The following is a 17,542-nucleotide window of genomic DNA, read 5'->3' as shown; positions in this document are numbered from 1 at the left end:
CGGACGTTAAATTCTCGTGAATGTGTTGCGCATCACGTGAAGCCCACTCTAAGGTCGGTGGCAACACCTTACGCAATCGATTGCGGCATTCGTTTGCATACAGTGTCCGTTCTCCCGGGCGGACCGTTCTGGAGGGGAGGCAGGCAGTGGCTCACGTCCATCTGCTCGGCACCGGCGGGACCATCGCGTCGCGTGGTCACGGCGACCGGGGCTCGGTGGCCACCGACACGGCGGCCGAGCTGGCCCGGGCCCGGTACGGGGAGCTGACCGTCTCGTCCCGGGACGTCCTGACCACCGGCAGCTACCGGCTGAGCCTGGCCGACCTGCGGCTGATCGCCGAGGCCGTGCAGGAGGCGCTGGCCGATCCGGGTACGGACGGGGTGGTGGTCACCCACGGGACCGACACCCTCGAGGAGACCGCGTTCCTGCTGGAGCTGGTGCACGGCTCGGCCAAGAGCGCGGTGCTCACCGGCGCCCAGCAGCCGGCCGACAGCGCCGCCCCGGACGGGCCGCGCAACGTCGAGGAGGCGGTGCTGGCCGCCGCGTCCCCGAGCCTGCGCGACAGCGGCGTGCTGATCTCCTTCGACGGGACGGTCCGTGCGGCGCGCGGAGCCCGGAAGGCGCACACCACCGCGAGCAGCCCCTTCTGCGGCGGGACGGAGGTGGCGCACATGGCCGGGCACGAGCTCGTGGTGACGGCCAGGCCGGTCCGCCGCCCGGCCCTTCCCCTGCCTCCGGCCTCCTTCGACGCCACGCGGGTCGAGATCATCACGGCCCACACCGGGGCCACCCCGGACCTGTTCGACTTCGCCGTGCGCTCCGGCGCCCACGCCGTGGTGCTGGCCGGCTCGGGCGTCGGCAACGCGGGCCCCGGCTTCGCCGAGGCGGTCGAACGGGCGGTGGCGGCGGGGTGCGCCGTCGTGCTCAGCACCCGGGCCCCCTGGGGGCCCGTGCTGCCGATCTACGGCAACGGCGGCGGCACCGACCTCGTGGCCGCGGGCGCGGTCCCCTCGGGGGACCTCAACCCCCTGCAGGCCCGCCTGCTCGCCGCCCTCCTGATCTCCCTCGGGACCTCGAGCACCGAGTTCCCCGAGGCGTTCACCGCCCACCGCTAGAACACCCACCCATCACCAGAGGAGACAACATGTCCAAGAAGATCTACGTGTCCGTCGGCATCGACGTGGACGCCGTCGGCGGCTGGCTCGGCTCCTACGGCGGGGAGGACTCCCCGGGGGACATCTCCCGCGGCCTGTTCGCCGGCGAGGTCGGCGTCCCGCGGCTGCTCCAGCTCGCCCAGCGCCGGGAGATGCCGGTGACCTGGTTCTGGCCGGGCCACTCCATCGAGACCTTCCCCGAGCAGTTCGACGCGACCGTCGCCGCCGGCCACGAGATCGGCGTGCACGGGTACTCCCACGAGAACCCGATCGCGATGACCCGGGAGCAGGAGACCGAGATCCTCGACTACTGCACCGACCTGATCACCCGGCGCGCCGGGAAGAAGCCGGTGGGCTACGTGGCCCCGTGGTGGGAGTTCTCCTCGGTGACCAACGAGATCCTGCTCGAGCGCGGCTTCCTCTACGACCACTCCCTGATGCACGACGACCACACCCCGTACTACGTCCGCGTCGGCGACACCTGGACCAAGATCGACTACGACGCGGCCTCGGCCCGGGAGTGGATGAAGCCGCTGGTGCGGGGCGAGGAGACGGACCTCATCGAGATCCCGGCCTCGTGGTACCTCGACGACCTGCCGCCGATGATGTTCATCAAGTCCAGCCCCAACAGCCACGGCTTCGTGTCCCCGCGGGACATCGAGCAGCTGTGGAAGGACCAGTTCGACTGGGTCTACCGGGAGATGGACTACGCCGTCTTCCCGATCACCATCCACCCGGACGTCTCCGGCCGGCCGCAGAACCTGCTCATGCTCGAGCGGCTCTTCGACCACATCGCCGGCCACGACGGGGTGGAGTTCGCCTTCATGGAGGACGTCGCCCGCGATTTCGCCTCCCGCAGTCCCCGCAACGCCGGCTGATCCGGCACGGACGAAGGAACACCGCCATGTCCTCTCTGCGCTCGAACCCGACGCCCTCCGGCGTCGAGCCCTGGAACGTGCCCATCACGCCGAAGGTGGTGAAGCAGGTCTCGGTGGTCTGCTTCATCGCCTGGGTGGCGTCCGTCTACGACTTCACCCTCTTCGGCACCCTGCTGCCGGTCATCGCCGCGGACTTCGGGTGGACCACCGCCGAGTCCACCGCGATCAACACCTACGCCACGATCGGCGTCTTCCTCGTCGCCCTGGCCGTGGGCACCATCATCGACAGGATGGGCCGCAAGAAGGCCCTCATGGTGCTCATGATCGGCGGGGCCGTGGCCTCCGGTCTCACCGGTGCCGCCATCGGTGCCGCCAGCCTGGTGATCATCCGCTCCTTCTCCGGCTTCTCCATGTCCGAGGAGGTCGTCAACGCGGTCTACCTCAACGAAATCTACAAGGAGGCCAAGAGCCGCGGCCTCATGTACTCCCTCGTGCAGGGCGGCTGGCCGGTGGGCGCGCTGGTCTCCGCGGGACTGTCGGCCCTGACCCTGCCGCTCATCGGCTGGCGGTGGAGCTTCGTCGTGGCAGCCGTGCTGTCGCTGATCGTCGTGGTCCTGGCGTCCCGCCTTCCCGAGTCCCCGACCTTCGCCGCCATGAAGGAGGTCCGGCGCCGCCGGGCCGCCGGTGACACGGCCGGCGCCCACGCGCTCGCGGCGGAGCACGACCTCGAGGAGGGGGCCCACCACGCCACCGGCGTGAAGGACGTCTTCACCCCGGAGCTGCGCCGGCACACGACCTGCCTGTCGCTGGCGTGGTTCTTCAACTGGTTCGCGATCCAGGTGTTCTCCGTCCTGGGCACCACGATCCTGGTCGAGGCCAAGGGCATCTCCTTCGACAACGCCCTGATCATCCTCGTCCTCTCGAACGCGGTGGGCTTCGTGGGCTACGTCTTCCACGGCTGGCTGGGCGACAAGATCGGCCGCAAGCCCACCGTGGTCCTCGGCTGGATCGCCGGCGGCCTCGTCAGCCTCGCCATGCTGCTGGGCCCGGGCACCTCCGCCTACATCATCCCGCTGTACGCCATGACGCTGTTCTTCCTCACCGGTCCCTACGCGGCCCTGCTGTTCTACATGGGCGAGTCCTTCCCGCCCCAGGTGCGCGGCATGGGCGCGAACGTGGCCCACGTGATGGCCCCGCTCGGTGGCATCGCCGGCTCCGGGCTGCTCACCATCCTGCTCACCGCCGGGGTGGACCCGGTCTGGGCCGCGATCATCACCGGCACCGGGGGCCTGATCGCCTCGGCGCTGTGCATGGCCGGGACCCGCACCCTCAAGGACGCCCACCTGAAGACGACGGTGATCGCATGATCCGCGACGACGGGCTCGAGGGAAAGGTCGCCGTCATCTCCGGGGGCGGCAGCGGGATCGGCCGGGCCCTGGCGGTGGCCTATGCCCGGGCCGGGGCGCACAGCGTCATCGGGTACCTGCCCGCGGACCCCCACGACGCCACGGACACCGTGCGCGCCGTGGAGGCCGCCGGCGGCCGGTGCACGGCCGTGCCCATGGACGTGCGCCGCTTCGAGGACACCGAGGCGCTCGCCGAGACGGCGCTCGACGAGTTCGGCCGGCTGGACGTCGCGGTGGCCGCCGCTGGGATCCTCCGCCGGGCCTCCCTGGCGGAGATGACCGACGAGGCGTGGGACGACATGATGGCCGTCGACCTCTCCGGCGTCCTGCGGGTCTTCCGCTCCTGCAGCGCCCGGATGACGAGCGGCGGGGCCATGGTCGCGACGTCCTCGATCGCGGGCGGGGTCTACGGCTGGGAGGAGCACTCCCACTACGCCGCGGCGAAGGCCGGGCTGCTGGGCCTGTGCCGGTCCCTGGCCGTGGAGCTGGCGCCGCGCAAGATCCGGGTCAACACGGTGATCCCGGGGCTGATCGAGAGCCCGCAGTCCCTGGACCCGGTCAACTCCCTGGGCCGGGAGGGGCTCGACGCCGCGGGTTCGATCATCCCCTGGGGCCGGGTGGGCAACGTCGACGAGGCGGCGCGCACCATCCGCTTCCTCACCAGCGACGACTCGGCCTACGTCACCGGCCAGCAGCTGATCGTCGACGGCGGACTCACCGTCCGCTGGCCGAGCTGAACCGTCCAGGAAAGGCAGACATGGAACAGCAACTGACCGGCAAGGTCGCCGTCGTCACCGGCGGCGGCAGCGGCATCGGCGCGGCGATCGCCCTGCTCTTCGCCCGGGAGGGCGCCGACGTGGCCGTCCTGGACCGCGACGAGCAGCACGCCCGGGCGGTCGCCGAGGAGATCGGGGCGTTCGGGGGGAGGACCGCGGCGCTCGCGGCGGACGTCACCGACGGCGAGGCCGTGCGGGCGGCGATGGACCGGGTCGCCGAGGAGCTCGGCGGGATCGACGTCCTGGTGAGCGCCGCCGGCATCCTCGACGAGACGCCGCTGCTGGAGATGACCGAGGCGACGTTCGACAAGGTCCTCGCCGTGGACCTGAAGGGCGTGTTCCTGGCCGCGCGCTGGGCCGCGCCCCACATGGTGGCGCGCGGCGGCGGGCGGATCATCAACATCGCCTCCCAGCTGGGCATCAAGGGCGGCACCGGCCTGACGCACTACGTCGCGGCCAAGGCCGGGGTGATCGGCATGACGAAGGCCATGGCGCTGGAGCTCGCCGAGCACCACATCCTGGTCAACGCGATCGCCCCCGGCCCGGTCGTCACCCCGCTGATCGAGGGGCTCTCCGAGGAGTGGAAGGCGGCCAAGCAGGCGGAACTGCCCATCGGCCGCTTCGGCCAGGTCCACGAGGTGGCGCCCACCGCGCTGCTGCTGGCCTCCTCGCCCGGCGGGGACCTCTACACCGGGCAGACACTCGGGCCCAACAGCGGCGACGTGATGCCGTAGCCACCCGGGAGGAGGGGTTTCCGATGTGCGCAGGCTGCCCCGGAGGGCGTGCGGTTTCGACGGTGACCGCCTACGTCAACCGGCACAGGATGAAGCCGGCCGTCCTCGCGGAGCTGCGGCGGTGCGTGGGGCGCCGGGCGAGGATCACCGTCCTCGGTGACCAGTGGGTGCTGGGCTCCCGCACGGGCCGCCAGCAGATCTTCCCCGACGTGGAATCCCTGGCCGACGCCCTGGTCGACCAGCGCCTCGTCGACCGCAGCGCCCTGCCGGACGACGGCGGCGGGGACTTCGAGCGCGTCCTCGAGGGCGGGCACCACCACGGCGCCCCGCCCCTGGACGCGGGACGGCTCGTGCGGGCGCTGCTCCTCAGCGCCGACACCGTGTGAGCACCGGCTGACGACGACGTCGGGGCGGCTCCCCTCGGGCAGCCGCCCCGACATCGACCTGATCCGGCCGGCCCGTCCCCCCCTTCAGCGGGGGACCCGGGACCGGGCGGTCACAGCCCCCAGAGGGCCTCGAGCCGCTCCGCACGCTCCCGACGGGCCGCATGGGCCTGCTCCAGGTCCACCGCCCGGAACCGGGTGACCGTGCCGGGGGTGGCCCGGGCCAGCAGGTCCATGTCCGCGGAGATCACGGTGCCCACCATCGCGTAGCCGCCGCCGGAGACCGCGTCCCGGTGCAGCACGATCGGCTGGGTGCCGCCGGGGATCTGGATCGAGCCCACGGCGTAGCCGGCGTCGACGATGTTGGAGGGGTCCGAGCCGGCCCCGAAGGGCTGCTCCCGCTCGATCCACTCCACGCCGGGGCCCTCGAAGCGCAGGCCCATGCGGTCGGCCACCGGGGTGAGCCTCCACTCCTCCTCGACCAGCCGGCGCCGGCCCTCCTCGGTGAGCAGGTGATCGTAGAGCCCCCACACGATCCGCAGCTCCAGCGGCCCGCCGAGCGCGGGCCGGTGGGCCGGCGGGATCTCCTCGATCGAGGGCAGCAGGCCGGTCGGCTCGCCCACGGGCACCACGTCCCCGGCCTCCAGCTTCCGGCCGTGCAGCCCGCCGAGCCGCCCGATCGCGTAGGTGGAGCGGGAGCCGAGCACCTCCGGCACGTCGATGCCGCCGCGGACCGCCAGGTAGAACCGGGCGCCGCCGCGGATCACCCCGAACTTCACGGCGTCCCCCTCGGCCAGCTCGATCCGCGTCCAGGGCGGGCGCTCCTGCCCATTGACCAGCAGGGGCACGTCGGCGCCGGCCACCGCGATCGTCGTGGGGGCGTCCACCGTGAAGGAGGGGCCCATGTAGGTGCACTCCAGCACGGCCTCTCCGGCGGAGTTGCCCACGAGCTTGTTGGCGGCCTGGGCGGACTCCTGGTCCATGGCCCCGCCCTGCGGGATGCCCACGTTGTAGTAGCCGAACCGCCCCTGGTCCTGGACGGTGGTCAGCAGTCCGGGCTGCTCAATTCTCAGCGCCATCGAGGGCCTCCAGGAGAGTGCGGTTGTAGGTGTCGGGGTCGGCGAGCGCGGCTTCGACGTCGAAGGTCACGGGCGCCTGCTTGAACCGCCAGGTGCCGGCCTCGACCTGCTCCTGGATGGAGCGGTACTCGGCCTCGTCGACCGGCCGGAACTTCACGAGGTCCCCGGGCCGGAAGAGGATGAGGAAGTCCCGGAAGTCGGGCAGCTCCTGGGCCGGGTCGTAGATGGGGGCGGCGGCGATGCCGAACATCTGGTAGCCGCCGGCGCCGCGCACGGAGTAGATGCAGGCGAAGCACCCGCCGTGGCCCACGGTCAGCGGGGGCGTGTCCGTGCGGGGGCTGAGGTACTTGGGGACCTCCAGCTGCTGCTCCCGGGGGACGAGCTGGTACATGAACGGCAGGCCGGCCACGAACCCGACCATGGACACCAGCCACGGTGACCCGTGGTGGCGGCGGATGAACTCGGCGGCGTCGGCCAGGCCGTTGACCTGGGCGGCGTAGTCGAGGTCGGTGCCGGAGGGGTCCTGGTGGTAGCCCTCGCGGAAGCGCTGGACGACCTCGGCGGTGTAGGGGTCCTGGTACCAGACCGGGACCTCGATGATCCGGGTGTGCACCCGGTGCTGGGTGGAGGTGCGGGCCAGGCTCTCCAGTTCCTGGGTGCGGCGCTTGAGCTCCTCCGGGGGGAGGATGTCGGGGTCGAAGCGCACCAGCAGGGACGCGTTGGCGGGGCAGACGTCCACCACGCCCTCCAGCTCGAGCCCGGTGAGGCCCTGGGCCACCGTGGTGGCCAGGTAGTTGGCGGTGAGGTTCATCGCCTCGTCGAACTCCACGAACAGGAACTCGTCCCCGCCCCAGGTGTAGCGGGCGGTGGGCAGGTGCAGGGTCTCGGTCACGGTGTGCTCCCCTCGCCGGGCGTCTCGCTGCGCTCTCGGCGGGGCGGTCCGCCGAGCAGCTCGGTCTCGATCCAGGTGGTGTGGTGCTCCACGGCCGCGAACACCGGGTCCAGCACGAGCCGCTGCAGCAGCGGCACCGTGGTCCGGACCCCCTCGATGTGCGTGGCGGCCAGGGCCGCGCCCATCCGCTGCACGGCGGTCTCTCGGTCCTCCGCGTGCACGATCAGCTTGGCCAGCAGCGAGTCGTAGTACGGGGCCACCGTGTCCCCGGCGCGCACCCCGCTGTCCACGCGATACTGCTCGCCCTCGGGCCAGTCGAGCCGGCTGATGGTCCCGGGGCTCGGCAGGAAGTTCCTGTCCGGGTCCTCGGCGTTGATCCGGCACTCCACGGCGTGACCGGTGAAGGTGATGTCATCCTGCCGCAGCCGCGTCCGCCCGGTCGAGGCGATCCGCAGCTGCTCGGCCACGAGGTCCACGCCGGTGACGAACTCCGTGACCGGGTGCTCCACCTGCAGGCGGGTGTTCATCTCGATGAACGCCGCCTCGTGCCGGACGGGGTCGTAGAGGTACTCCACCGTCCCCACCCCGGTGTAGCGGCAGAGCCGGGCGAGGTCCACGGCGGAGTCCCGCATGCGCTCGCGGACCGCGTCCGGCAGGTCCGGGGCGGGGGCCTCCTCGACGATCTTCTGCGAGCGGCGCTGCAGGGAGCAGTCGCGGTCGCCCAGGTGCAGGTACGTCTCGCCGTCCCCGAGCACCTGGACCTCCACGTGCCGGGCCCGCTCCACGAAGCGCTCCAGGTACACCGTGGTGTCCCCGAAGCTCGCCCCGGCCTCGGACCGGGCGGTGTCGACGGTGCGCAGCAGGTCCTCCTCGGCGCGCACCAGGCGGATGCCGCGCCCGCCGCCGCCGGCCGAGGCCTTGATCACCAGGGGGTACCCGACCTCCCGGGCCAGCGCCAGGACGGCGTCGTCGTCGCCCTCCAGGGGCCCGTTGGACCCGGCGAGCACGGGCACCCCGGCGGCGATCGCGGCCTCCAGGGCGCGGGTCTTGTGGCCCATGAGGTCGATGACCTCGGGGGAAGGGCCCACCCACGTCAGTCCTGCCTCCTGGACGCGGCGGGCGAACGCGGCGTTCTCGGAGAGGAAGCCGTAGCCGGGGTGCACCGCGTCGCATCCGTGCTCCCGGGCCGCGGCCACGAGGGCCTCCGCGTTCAGGTAGGACTTCTGGGCAGGGGCGGGCCCGACGACGGCGACCGCGTCGGCGAGGCCGGCCGCCATCGAGTCCTGGTCGGCCTCGCTGACGGCCAGGACCGTGCGCAGGCCCGCACTGCGGGCGGAGCGGAGGATCCGGACCGCGATCTCGCCCCGGTTGGCCACCAGCAGCGTGGAGATCGCCACGGCTCAGCTCTCCGCGACGACGGCGATGACGTCCCCGGGGTGGACCATGTCCCCGTCGTCGATCCGGAAGCCCTCGAGGGTGCCGGCGGACTCGGCCTGGACCTCCGAGAACTGCTTCATCACCTCGATGAGGCCGATGACCTGACCGGCCTCGACCCGCTCGCCGTCCTGCACGAACGGGTCCTTGTCGGGGGAGGGGCGGCGGTAGAAGACGCCGGGGAGCGGGGACTGGATCTCGGCCATGTCGGTCCTTTCGGTCGGTGCTGCTGGTTCTGACGGGTGGTCCTCCGGGTCCTCCGCCGGGTCAGCCGGCGGGGACGTGGGCGTCGATCGCCTCCCGCACCGCCCGGGCGACCGCCGGCGCCCCGGGGGCGTCGGAGTGCACGCAGACGGACTCGAAGCGCATGGGCAGCTCCGTGCCGTCCTGTGCGCGCACGGTGCCCTGCTGCAGGGCCTGCGCCACCCGCTCGGCGGCGGCGTTCGGGTCGGTGGCGTGCGGGGTGCGCTGGATGATCAGCCCGCCCTCGGGGTTGTAGTCCAGGTCCACGTAGAGCTCGGCCACGAACGGCACGCCGCGCTCGGCGCACACCGTCTCGTGGGCGGTGCCGGCCATCCCCAGCACCGCCACGCCGTAGTCGGCGGCGACCGCGGCCACGGACTCCATCAGCGCGGGGTCCTTCGCGACCATGCCGTAGAGCGAGCCGTGCGGCTTGAGGTGATGCAGCTCCGCGCCGTGCTGGAGGAGGAAACCGGTGAGGGCGCCCACCTGGTAGCGGACCAGGGACTCGACCTCCTCCGGGGTGAGTACCATGGCGCGGCGGCCGAAGCCCCACTGGTCCGGGAGGGAGGGGTGCGCCCCGATCCGCACGCCGTGGGCCACGGCCGCGGCGACCGTGGCGGACATGATGTCCGGGTCCCCGGCGTGGAAGCCGCAGGCGACGTTGGCGAGGTCCACCACCTGCAGCAGCTCCGGGTCGTTGCCGAAGCGGTGCAGGCCGATGCCCTCGCCCATGTCGGAGTTGACGGTGGGCCGGGTGCGGGTCCGTGGTGTGGCCATGGTCACAGCCTAGGGATGTGATGCGCCCGGGGGAACGGGCAGGAGCAACAGCGACGCGCGGCGGACGGGCCGGGCGCCCGGGCAGGGCACCGCATTTACGGCCGTGAAACAGCGCTGACACGGCCCGGCCGCACGGCCTCCCTAGGTTCGCAGGCGAGACCCCTCGACCGAAGGAAGCCGCCATGTCCGAGAAGCTCCTCCCGCCGCCTGCCGATCCCTCCGCGGGAGCACCCGCCCCTGCGGGGGCGCACGCCCCCGGCACCCCCGACCGCGACGTCAGCCAGGCGACCAGGGAGTCCCTCGAGGACTACACGCTGCGCTTCGCCCCGCGCTCCTACCGCAAGTGGGGCCCCGGCGTGGTGGCCACCAGCGCCCTGGGCGGCATCGCCTACCTGGCCGACTTCTCCATCGGCGCCAGCATCGGCATGGCGCACGGCACGGCCAACGCCCTGCTGGGCATCCTCGTGGCCGCGGTCATCATCTTCACCACCGGGCTGCCGCTGGCCTACTACGCGGCCCGGTACAACATCGACCTGGACCTGATCACCCGCGGCTCGGGCTTCGGCTACTACGGGTCCGTGGTCACGAACATCATCTTCGCGACGTTCACCTTCATCTTCTTCGCCCTGGAGGGCTCGATCATGGCCCAGGGCCTCGAGCTGGTGCTGGGCATCCCGCAGGCGATCGGGTACGCGATCTCCACGCTCGTGGTGATCCCCCTGGTGATCTACGGGATGAACACCCTGGCCAAGCTCCAGGTGTGGACCACCCCGCTGTGGCTGCTGCTCATGGTCTTCCCGCTCGCCTTCCTCGTGCTCACCAACCCCGGCTCGGTCGAGACCTTCTTCGCCTACCGGGGCGAGAGCGGCGACGGCGGGGTCAGCATGGCCGCGGTCATGCTCGCGGCCGGCGTGTGCCTGTCCCTGATGGCGCAGATCGCCGAGCAGATCGACTACCTGCGCTTCATGCCGCCCAAGACCGCCGCCAACCGCCGCGCGTGGTGGACCGCCGTGGTCCTGGGCGGGCCCGGCTGGGTGGTCTTCGGCGCCCTCAAGCAGGCCACCGGCCTGTTCATCACGGTCTGGCTGCTGGCCAAGCTCGACCCGGCCGCCTCCGCCACCGCCACCGAGCCCGTCCACCAGTTCCTCGGCGTCTACGAGGAGATGATGCCGACCTGGCTCGCGCTCACCCTGGCCCTGGTCCTCGTGGTGGTCTCGCAGCTGAAGATCAACGTCACCAACGCCTACTCCGGCTCCCTGGCGTGGACCAACAGCTTCACCCGCCTCACCCGGCACTACCCGGGCCGCATGGTCTTCGTCCTGGTCAACCTCGCCATCGCCCTGGTGCTGATGGAGGCGAACATGTTCGACTTCCTCAACACGATCCTCGGCTTCTACGCCAACTGCGCCATGGCCTGGGTGGTCACGGTCGCCACCGACATCGCCGTCAACAAGTACCTGCTCAAGCTCTCGCCCAAGGCCCCCGAGTTCCGCCGCGGCATGCTCTACGCCGTCAACCCGGTCGGCTTCGTCTCGATGCTGCTCTCCGCGGGCATCTCGATCGCCGTGTTCTTCGGGGCGTTCGGCGCCGCCGTGCAGCCGTACTCGCCCATGTTCGCGATCGGCCTGGCGCTGGTCTGCCCGCCCCTGCTGGCCGTGGCGACCCGCGGGAAGTACTACCTGCGGCGCACCGACGACGGCATCGACCTGCCGATGTTCGACGCCGACGGCAACCCCTCCGACGCCAAGCTCCTCTGCCACGTCAGCGGCCTGGAGTTCGAGCGCCCGGACATGCTGCTCTCCGCCGAGCCCGGCCCGCACGGGGAGAAGCAGTACATCTCCTCCCTCGCCCTGGCCACCGACAAGACCGGCCGGTACGTGCTGCCCGCCCAGCCCTGACCGTCCCCGGGAGGCCCCGGCCCGCCCGGGCCGGGGCCTCCGTCGGTACCCTGAGGTCGTGTCCGCACCCGAGCTCCGTCCGACGACTACGCTGGTGCGCCGCCTCCTGCAGGAGCAGCTGCCCGCCGCGCTGCGGGCGCTGGCCGAGCTGCCGCCGGTGCCGACCTCTCAGGGCTGGGACAACGCGATGTTCCGGCTGGGGCCCGCCCACGCGGTGCGCCTGCCCGTCCGGCAGGCCGCCGTGCCCTGCCTGGTGCACGAGCAGCGCTGGACGGCCACCGCGAGCGCTCCGCTGGGCGCCCTCGGGATCGAGGCGCCGGTGCCGGTGTTCGCCGGCCGGCCCGGCGCCGGCTACCCCTGGCCCTGGCTGCTCACGCGGTGGGTCGAGGGGGAGGCCGTCGCGCTGCTGCCCGTGGCCCGCCGCGCCCGGCTCGCCACCGACCTGGCCCGGGCGCTGAGCGCCCTGCACGCGCCCGCGCCGCCGGACGCCCCGCACAATCCCTACCGGGGCGTCCCCCTCGCCCAGCGGCTCCGCACCGTGCCCGTCTCCTGGCCGGCCACGGCGGCCGCGCTCGGGCGGGGGACCGCCGAGCGGCTCCGGGGCGTCGTCGAGGACGGGGTGCGGGCCGCGCCCTGGTCCCGGCCGCCGGTCTGGCTGCACGGCGACCCGCACCCCTGGAACCTCGTGCACCGGGCCGGGCGGCTGGCCGGGCTCATCGACTTCGGCGACGTCTGCGCCGGGGACCCGGCCTCGGACCTCGCCGCCGCGTGGCTGGTCCTCGACGCTCCACAGCGCGCCGCGTTCCGGGCGGTCGCCGAGGGCACCGGGCACTGCGACGCCGACGTGTGGCGCCGCGCCGCCGCCTGGGCCGCCCTGTACGTGACCGCGCTGACGGCCGGCCCGGCGGAGGCTGCACCGGACTTCGGCCCCGTCGTCGCGCACGTGGTCCGTGAACTCGGTCCCGCCGGCGCGGCTCGCTAGGTCGCCGGTGCGCGGGCCGCCGGCCGGCGGGTGAGACCTCGCGCGGGGACGGCCGGGTCAGCGGCGCAGGGTGTCCCCCGGCGCCTCCCCGTACTGGGCGCGGTAGGCGGCGGCGAAGCGACCCGGGTGGGCGAAGCCCCACCGGGCGGCCACCGCGGTCACGGTGTCCCCGCGCGAGGCGGCGGTGAGCAGGTCGGTGTGGGCGGCGTCGATCCGGACCGTGCGCAGGTAGGCCATGGGTGTGGTGTCGAGGTGGCGGCGGAAGGCCGCCTGCAGGCCCCGCGGGCTCAGCCGGGCCGCCGCGGCGATCTCGGGCAGGCCGATGGGCTCGGCCAGGTGGGTCTCGATGTAGGCGATCGCCCGTCGCAGCGCCGCGGGGTGGACCTGCGCCGAAGGGTGCGGGTCCTCGCCGTGCTCGAGGAAGCTGTTGGGAAAGGTCTGCAGCACCGCGGTGGCCAGGCCGCGCAGGCTCTGCTCGAGCAGCAGCGGGCTGGCCGCGGCGACCCGGTTGACCATTACGTGCTCGACGACGTGCCCGGCCGTGGCCTGCCAGTACTTCCGGTGGGTCTCGGTGAGCGGGTGGTGCCCCGTGAACTCCAGCCGGAAGTCGGTGCGCCCGGTCAGCGCCCGGGCGTGGTCCTCGACGAACGCGGCTTCGACGGTGAGGGTGTTCAGCCCCAGGTCCTTCCACCGGGCCGCGTAGGGGCCGGAGGGGAAGAGGAAAGCGGGCCCCCCGGTGACCTCGGTGCGGTGGGAACGGGCCAGGAATCGGCCGTGGGTCACGCAGCCGATGCGCAGCAGTCCGGTGCTGTCGTTGGCGCCGGTGCTGTCCCAGCCGATCAGCCGCAGCCGCTGGGCGGTCAGCGGCCCGTAGGCGGTGCCGGCCAGGGACAGCTCGAACCTGCTCACCTCCGGTCGCGGCAGGCGCAGACGGCGGTAGGCCTGCTGGAGCGCGGCGCGGCCTTCCTCCGGGTCACGGGTGGTCAGGACCGACCATCCCTCTGACGAGCCCATGGGTCCAGATTATTCCGCCTCACCGTGGGGCGCAGGGGGCCAGGGCGCGGCCGGAGCGCGGCGGCGGGCCGTGGTGACCGGCTCGGGGTTCTCGTGGTCGTGTCCCGGTCAGGGGGGAGGGGCCGTAAACTGGAGCGGGAGGTCCGGTGGGGGGCAGCGCCCGGACGTCTCATCCGCGCACAGCGAGTCGACGGGGAGAACACCGATGAGCGCACTGTTCCACCGTGAGGTCACGGTCAGGGAGCCGGAGGCCGTCGCGTCCCTTTTCGCCGAGGTGCGCGTGCCCTTCTCGTTCACCCCTGCCCGTCCGGAGTTCTGCTACCGGCACCGCCACGACGGCGACGAGCACCTGTCGGTGGTGCGGCTGGGCCTGGACGGGCCGTTCTCCTCCTGGGGAGACACCGAGGTGTTCGGCGTCACCGACGGCCGCGCGACCCGCTACGAGTGGTCGACCGGTACGGAGGCCGGCACCGGCCTCCGCTCCCCGGTGCTGTTCCGTCCCGGTCACCCCATTCTGGTCGTCGGGGACGCCCTGGCGGCGACCACCATCAACCTCACCCGTCCGCTGCTGCAGGGAGTCGCCGACACCGTCTACGGCACCGAGGCGCCCGTGGCCTTCGCCTCCGCACGGCCGGTCACCGACCGGCTGGGACGGTACTGGGCCGACCTTGCCGGCATGGCCCGTGACACGGTGGACTCCGCGGCCTTCGCCGAGCCCCTGGTGCGCTCGCAGCTGACCCGCCACCTGGCCGTGGCCATGCTGGAGTGCTTCCCCCTGGTGGGGGATCGCCAGGAGCGGACCCTGTCCATGGCGGCCCAGACACGGGTCTACCGCATCGCGGTGGCCTTCTTCGACGACCACGCCTCCCTGCCCGTCACCGTCGAGGACGCCGCCCGCGCCGCCGGCACCACCACCGAAGCCCTGGTGCGCGCCTTCCGGGCCAACCACCCGCGCAGCCTCACCCCGGCCGCCTATCTGCGCACCACCCGGCTGGCCGCCGCCCACGCCGACCTGCTCGCCGGCGACCCCGTGCGCGGGGACACCGTGCGGGAGATCGCCGCGCGCTGGGGCTTCGCCCACCCGGGGCGGTTCGCCGGCGCCTACCGGGCGGTCTACGGCGTGCCGCCGAGGCGGACCCTGGAACGGTGACCACCGGGGCGCGGGGGCCTCCGGATCGCGCGCACGGTCCGGGACGCCGCGCGCGGAGCCCCTGTGGCACGTGTTCGTGCCCGCAGGCCCAACGACGCCCGCCCCGGGCGGCCACCGGGACCACGCCGCGGCCCGGGCGGACCGATGCGGGGAGCGTGGGCCGAGTCCCCCGGCAGATGACTTTGTTGTCGTGTCCCCTGCTTGGGGGATATCCGGCAGGCGCTGTGGCGTCGGCGACCGGTCGGAAACCCCGGCGTTCGTGCCGGCGCGACCGCGTGAGGCCCGGAATCCCGGGCTTTTCGGCCGTTGCGCGACACGGCCGGCGGCGTGTCCCCACAACGGTGGCCTGTCGTTCATACGATGCGTCTGCAAACAACGGAACGATCCAAGGGGACCCCCATGAAGAAGATCGCAGCAGGAGCGGCCGTGCTCGCCGCCGCCGGATTCACCGGCCTGTCCATGGCGCCGGCGACGGCAGCGCCGGTGTTCCAGAACTGCACCGAGGCCAAGAACGCCGGTTACGGCATCATCCTTCGGGGCACGCCCGAGTACAGCCCTGACCTCGACTCCGAAGGTGACGGTCGGGCATGTGAGGCCAACGGTCCGGGCATCGGGTTTCTCACGCCCGGCGCACCCAACGTTCCTGTTACGCCCGTCCCGCCTGTGGCAGAGCAGGTTGTCGCGGACGGCGTGTTCGACAACTGCACGGAGGCCCGCGCTGTGGGCGCCGTCAACATCCCGGCCTCCGACCCCCGCTACGGCCTGCACCTGGACCGCGACCGCGACGGCTTCGGCTGCGACGCCGACGGCACCGACGATGGTGTTCAGACCGAGGTCATCGTCGACTGGGTGCCCGAGTCCTGGGCCACCGACCAGTACTCCCAGATGGGTCAGGTGCCCGCGGGCGCGGCCGACACCGGTGTCGTCGTCGAGGACGAGTCCCCGGCCGGCGGTGTCGCCCTCGGCGGCGGCCTGGCCCTGGCCGCGGCCGCCGGTGCCGCCGTGGTGGTGCGCCGTCGCGCCGCCCGGGTCTGAGACCGCCCGGCACGTCGAGCCGATCGGATAGGTTGTCGTCCGTGAAGAGCTCGTCCAGCGACCGCCGCAGGGGCCACCTGGCCTCCGCGGCGGTCGCTGCGCTCCTGCTGGCGGGCTGCGCCGGCACCGGCCCCGCGCAGCCGGAGGAGGGGCCGTCCGCCGGCGCGTCCGCCGCCCGGTCGTCCGCACCGACCCCGTCGGTCACGACGGCCCCGGAGACCCCAGCCCCGACGCCGCGGGAGTCCGCCACGCCGACTCCCGCCGCCGACCCGGCGGGCACGGCCGTCTCCGCGCCCGTCTCGGTCCGCATCCCGGCCGCCGGCACCGACTCGGAGCTGCTCCACCTCGGCCTGCGCGACAACGGCTCCCTGGACGTCCCCCCGGGTGACCCGGGCGCGCCGGCCGCCTGGTACACCGGCTCGCCCGCCCCGGGGGAGGTGGGGCCTGCCGTGCTGCTCGGGCACGTCAACGCCACCGACGGCGGGCCCGGGGTGTTCGCCGGTCTGCGCGGGCTGGTGCCCGGGGACCGGATCGAGGTGCTGCGGGAGGACGGCAGCACGGCGGTCTTCGCCGTCGAGCGCGGGGAGCAGTACGCCAAGGACGCCTTCCCCACACTGTCCGTCTACGGCAACACCGAGGGCCCCGAGCTGCGGCTGATCACGTGCGACGGCTACGACCCCGCCACCGGCGAGTTCGACGACAACTACGTGGTCTACGCCCAGCTCGTGGACTGATCCCGCGGGGTGTCCGGCGGACGGCCCGGCCTCCGGGGGACAATGGAGGTCCCGCCGAGCGAAGGAGGCCCGGAGTGGACGTGGTCGTCCTGCCCACCCCCGCGGACGTCGCGGCGCACGCGGCCGGCGTCGTGGCCGATCGGATCGTCGCGCAGCCCGCCCTGGTGCTCGGCGTGGCCACGGGCTCCTCGCCCGTGGGCATCTACCGGGAGCTGGCCCGCCGCCGCAGGGAGGAGGGACTGGACCTGTCCCGCCTCGAGTGCTTCGCCCTCGACGAGTACGTCGGTCTGCCCGGCCACGACCCGCACAGCTATGCCGCGTACCTGCGGCGGGAGGTCGCGGAGCCCTTCGGCCTGCCGGCCGAGCGGATCCACGTGCCGGACGGCGTCCGCGCGGACCTGGAGGGCGCGGCCCAGGACTACGAGCAGACGATCGCCGCGGCCGGCGGCATCGACCTGCAGATCCTCGGCATCGGCACCAACGGCCACATCGGCTTCAACGAACCCCTCTCGGCGCTGAGCTCCCGCACCCGGGTCCTGGCGCTGTCCGCGCAGACCCGCGCCGACAACGCCCGGTTCTTCGACGCTCCCGACGACGTGCCCACGCACTGTCTCACCCAGGGGCTGGGCACGATCCTGGAGGCCCGGCAGCTGCTCCTGGTCGCCCAGGGCGAGCGCAAGGCGCAGGCCGTCGCCGCGGCGGTGGAGGGGCCGGTGGCGGCCCGGTGCCCGGCGTCGGTGCTGCAGTTCCACCGCCGCACCACGATCGTGGCGGACGAGGCCGCCGCGAGCCGGCTGACCCTCGGCGGGTACGAGCGCCCCGACACCGGGGCCTGAGCGGGTCCGGCCCCGGGACCTCTGTCCCCGGGCCGGGGGATGCCGCCGCAGCGGGCGGCGAGGGGCGGGCGTCATGCACGCGCGGGGGAGCGTCACACAGTGCCCGGTCAGGCCGGACATCGGGGATGCCGCGGCGT

Annotated in this window: 18 protein-coding genes; 12 read left to right on the top strand and 6 right to left on the bottom strand. The window is 73.1% G+C overall.

Features of this window, described 5'->3' with window-relative positions:
- Window positions 1–146 precede the first annotated feature (146 nt).
- The 6 genes from ABL57_RS11505 (at window position 147) to ABL57_RS11480 (ending at window position 5,334) form a co-directional block, all read left to right on the top strand.
- The gene (locus ABL57_RS11505) at window positions 147–1,115 is read left to right on the top strand and encodes an asparaginase (RefSeq protein ID WP_047803611.1); all 969 of its coding nucleotides are present in this window, start codon (window positions 147–149) and stop codon (window positions 1,113–1,115) included.
- A 29-nt stretch (window positions 1,116–1,144) separates the two neighbouring features.
- Window positions 1,145–2,032, top strand: coding sequence for a polysaccharide deacetylase (locus ABL57_RS11500; protein WP_047803610.1), 888 nt, complete (start codon window positions 1,145–1,147; stop codon window positions 2,030–2,032).
- A 26-nt stretch (window positions 2,033–2,058) separates the two neighbouring features.
- Window positions 2,059–3,399, top strand: a complete 1,341-nt coding sequence (locus ABL57_RS11495; RefSeq protein ID WP_047803609.1) for an MFS transporter — start codon at window positions 2,059–2,061, stop codon at window positions 3,397–3,399.
- Window positions 3,396–4,175: an SDR family NAD(P)-dependent oxidoreductase gene (locus ABL57_RS11490; protein ID WP_047803608.1), complete on the top strand. Its 780-nt coding sequence runs from the start codon at window positions 3,396–3,398 to the stop codon at window positions 4,173–4,175. Before ABL57_RS11495 ends, ABL57_RS11490 begins: the two co-directional genes overlap by 4 nt.
- A gap of 20 nt (window positions 4,176–4,195) precedes the next feature.
- On the top strand, window positions 4,196–4,948 hold the full coding sequence (locus tag ABL57_RS11485; protein ID WP_047803607.1) for an SDR family NAD(P)-dependent oxidoreductase: 753 nt from the start codon (window positions 4,196–4,198) through the stop codon (window positions 4,946–4,948).
- Window positions 4,949–5,010: 62 nt separating this feature from the next.
- The gene (locus tag ABL57_RS11480; RefSeq protein WP_047803606.1) at window positions 5,011–5,334 is read left to right on the top strand and encodes a hypothetical protein; all 324 of its coding nucleotides are present in this window, start codon (window positions 5,011–5,013) and stop codon (window positions 5,332–5,334) included.
- A 110-nt stretch (window positions 5,335–5,444) separates the two neighbouring features.
- Here the strand turns inward: ABL57_RS11480 and ABL57_RS11475 are convergent, their stop codons facing one another.
- The 5 genes from ABL57_RS11475 to ABL57_RS11455 form a co-directional block, all read right to left on the bottom strand.
- Window positions 5,445–6,410, bottom strand: coding sequence for a biotin-dependent carboxyltransferase family protein (locus ABL57_RS11475; RefSeq protein ID WP_047803605.1), 966 nt, complete (start codon window positions 6,408–6,410; stop codon window positions 5,445–5,447).
- Window positions 6,394–7,302, bottom strand: a complete 909-nt coding sequence (locus ABL57_RS11470) for an allophanate hydrolase subunit 1 (protein WP_082157410.1) — start codon at window positions 7,300–7,302, stop codon at window positions 6,394–6,396. Before ABL57_RS11470 ends, ABL57_RS11475 begins: the two co-directional genes overlap by 17 nt.
- A complete protein-coding gene (locus ABL57_RS11465; protein WP_047803604.1) occupies window positions 7,299–8,699 on the bottom strand; it encodes an acetyl/propionyl/methylcrotonyl-CoA carboxylase subunit alpha in 1,401 nt (466 codons plus the stop codon). Before ABL57_RS11465 ends, ABL57_RS11470 begins: the two co-directional genes overlap by 4 nt.
- A 3-nt stretch (window positions 8,700–8,702) precedes the next feature.
- Window positions 8,703–8,942 carry an acetyl-CoA carboxylase gene (locus tag ABL57_RS11460; RefSeq protein ID WP_047803603.1) on the bottom strand — a complete coding sequence of 80 codons (240 nt, stop codon included), beginning with the start codon at window positions 8,940–8,942 and terminating at the stop codon, window positions 8,703–8,705.
- Window positions 8,943–9,003: 61 nt separating this feature from the next.
- Window positions 9,004–9,756 carry a 5-oxoprolinase subunit PxpA gene (locus ABL57_RS11455; RefSeq protein ID WP_047803602.1) on the bottom strand — a complete coding sequence of 251 codons (753 nt, stop codon included), beginning with the start codon at window positions 9,754–9,756 and terminating at the stop codon, window positions 9,004–9,006.
- 182 nt (window positions 9,757–9,938) lie between these two features.
- Here ABL57_RS11455 and ABL57_RS11450 point away from each other — a divergent pair, with 182 nt between their 5' ends.
- Both ABL57_RS11450 and ABL57_RS11445 read left to right on the top strand, forming a co-directional pair.
- The gene (locus tag ABL57_RS11450) at window positions 9,939–11,654 is read left to right on the top strand and encodes a cytosine permease (RefSeq protein ID WP_047803601.1); all 1,716 of its coding nucleotides are present in this window, start codon (window positions 9,939–9,941) and stop codon (window positions 11,652–11,654) included.
- Window positions 11,655–11,712: 58 nt separating this feature from the next.
- On the top strand, window positions 11,713–12,636 hold the full coding sequence (locus ABL57_RS11445; RefSeq protein WP_152683379.1) for an aminoglycoside phosphotransferase family protein: 924 nt from the start codon (window positions 11,713–11,715) through the stop codon (window positions 12,634–12,636).
- 57 nt (window positions 12,637–12,693) lie between these two features.
- Here ABL57_RS11445 and ABL57_RS22690 read toward each other — a convergent pair whose 3' ends face one another.
- Window positions 12,694–13,650, bottom strand: a complete 957-nt coding sequence (locus tag ABL57_RS22690; RefSeq protein WP_053004927.1) for a helix-turn-helix domain-containing protein — start codon at window positions 13,648–13,650, stop codon at window positions 12,694–12,696.
- A 205-nt stretch (window positions 13,651–13,855) separates the two neighbouring features.
- On the opposite strand from ABL57_RS22690, the gene ABL57_RS20750 reads away from it, so the two are divergent.
- From ABL57_RS20750 to nagB, 4 genes are all read left to right on the top strand, one after another.
- Window positions 13,856–14,800: a helix-turn-helix domain-containing protein gene (locus ABL57_RS20750; RefSeq protein ID WP_053004926.1), complete on the top strand. Its 945-nt coding sequence runs from the start codon at window positions 13,856–13,858 to the stop codon at window positions 14,798–14,800.
- Between the two features lie 399 nt (window positions 14,801–15,199).
- The gene (locus ABL57_RS11430) at window positions 15,200–15,835 is read left to right on the top strand and encodes an excalibur calcium-binding domain-containing protein (protein WP_160310796.1); all 636 of its coding nucleotides are present in this window, start codon (window positions 15,200–15,202) and stop codon (window positions 15,833–15,835) included.
- A gap of 41 nt (window positions 15,836–15,876) precedes the next feature.
- Complete coding sequence (locus ABL57_RS11425) at window positions 15,877–16,569, top strand: class F sortase (RefSeq protein WP_047803599.1); 693 nt, start codon at window positions 15,877–15,879, stop codon at window positions 16,567–16,569.
- A gap of 74 nt (window positions 16,570–16,643) precedes the next feature.
- Window positions 16,644–17,405, top strand: a complete 762-nt coding sequence (gene nagB, locus ABL57_RS11420; RefSeq protein WP_047803598.1) for a glucosamine-6-phosphate deaminase — start codon at window positions 16,644–16,646, stop codon at window positions 17,403–17,405.
- Window positions 17,406–17,542 lie beyond the last annotated feature (137 nt).

Origin of the sequence: Kocuria sp. SM24M-10 (assembly GCF_001027955.1) — a bacterium.
GTDB lineage: Bacteria > Actinomycetota > Actinomycetes > Actinomycetales > Micrococcaceae > Kocuria > Kocuria oceani.
The sequence above is the reverse complement of the archived record's forward strand: the minus strand, read 5'-3'. Positions and strand labels throughout refer to the sequence as shown.

Bases quoted from the DNA above. Each gene is read 5' to 3' on its own strand.
- ABL57_RS11500 (WP_047803610.1), top strand. From the start codon at position 1,145: ATGTCCAAGAAGATCTACGTGTCCGTCGGCATCGACGTGGACGCCGTC.
- ABL57_RS11495 (WP_047803609.1), top strand. From the start codon at position 2,059: ATGTCCTCTCTGCGCTCGAACCCGACGCCCTCCGGCGTCGAGCCCTGG.
- ABL57_RS11490 (WP_047803608.1), top strand. From the start codon at position 3,396: ATGATCCGCGACGACGGGCTCGAGGGAAAGGTCGCCGTCATCTCCGGG.
- ABL57_RS11485 (WP_047803607.1), top strand. From the start codon at position 4,196: ATGGAACAGCAACTGACCGGCAAGGTCGCCGTCGTCACCGGCGGCGGC.
- ABL57_RS11475 (WP_047803605.1), bottom strand. From the start codon at position 6,410: ATGGCGCTGAGAATTGAGCAGCCCGGACTGCTGACCACCGTCCAGGAC.
- ABL57_RS11460 (WP_047803603.1), bottom strand. From the start codon at position 8,942: ATGGCCGAGATCCAGTCCCCGCTCCCCGGCGTCTTCTACCGCCGCCCC.
- ABL57_RS11455 (WP_047803602.1), bottom strand. From the start codon at position 9,756: ATGGCCACACCACGGACCCGCACCCGGCCCACCGTCAACTCCGACATG.
- ABL57_RS11450 (WP_047803601.1), top strand. From the start codon at position 9,939: ATGTCCGAGAAGCTCCTCCCGCCGCCTGCCGATCCCTCCGCGGGAGCA.
- ABL57_RS22690 (WP_053004927.1), bottom strand. From the start codon at position 13,650: ATGGGCTCGTCAGAGGGATGGTCGGTCCTGACCACCCGTGACCCGGAG.
- ABL57_RS20750 (WP_053004926.1), top strand. From the start codon at position 13,856: ATGAGCGCACTGTTCCACCGTGAGGTCACGGTCAGGGAGCCGGAGGCC.
- ABL57_RS11430 (WP_160310796.1), top strand. From the start codon at position 15,200: ATGAAGAAGATCGCAGCAGGAGCGGCCGTGCTCGCCGCCGCCGGATTC.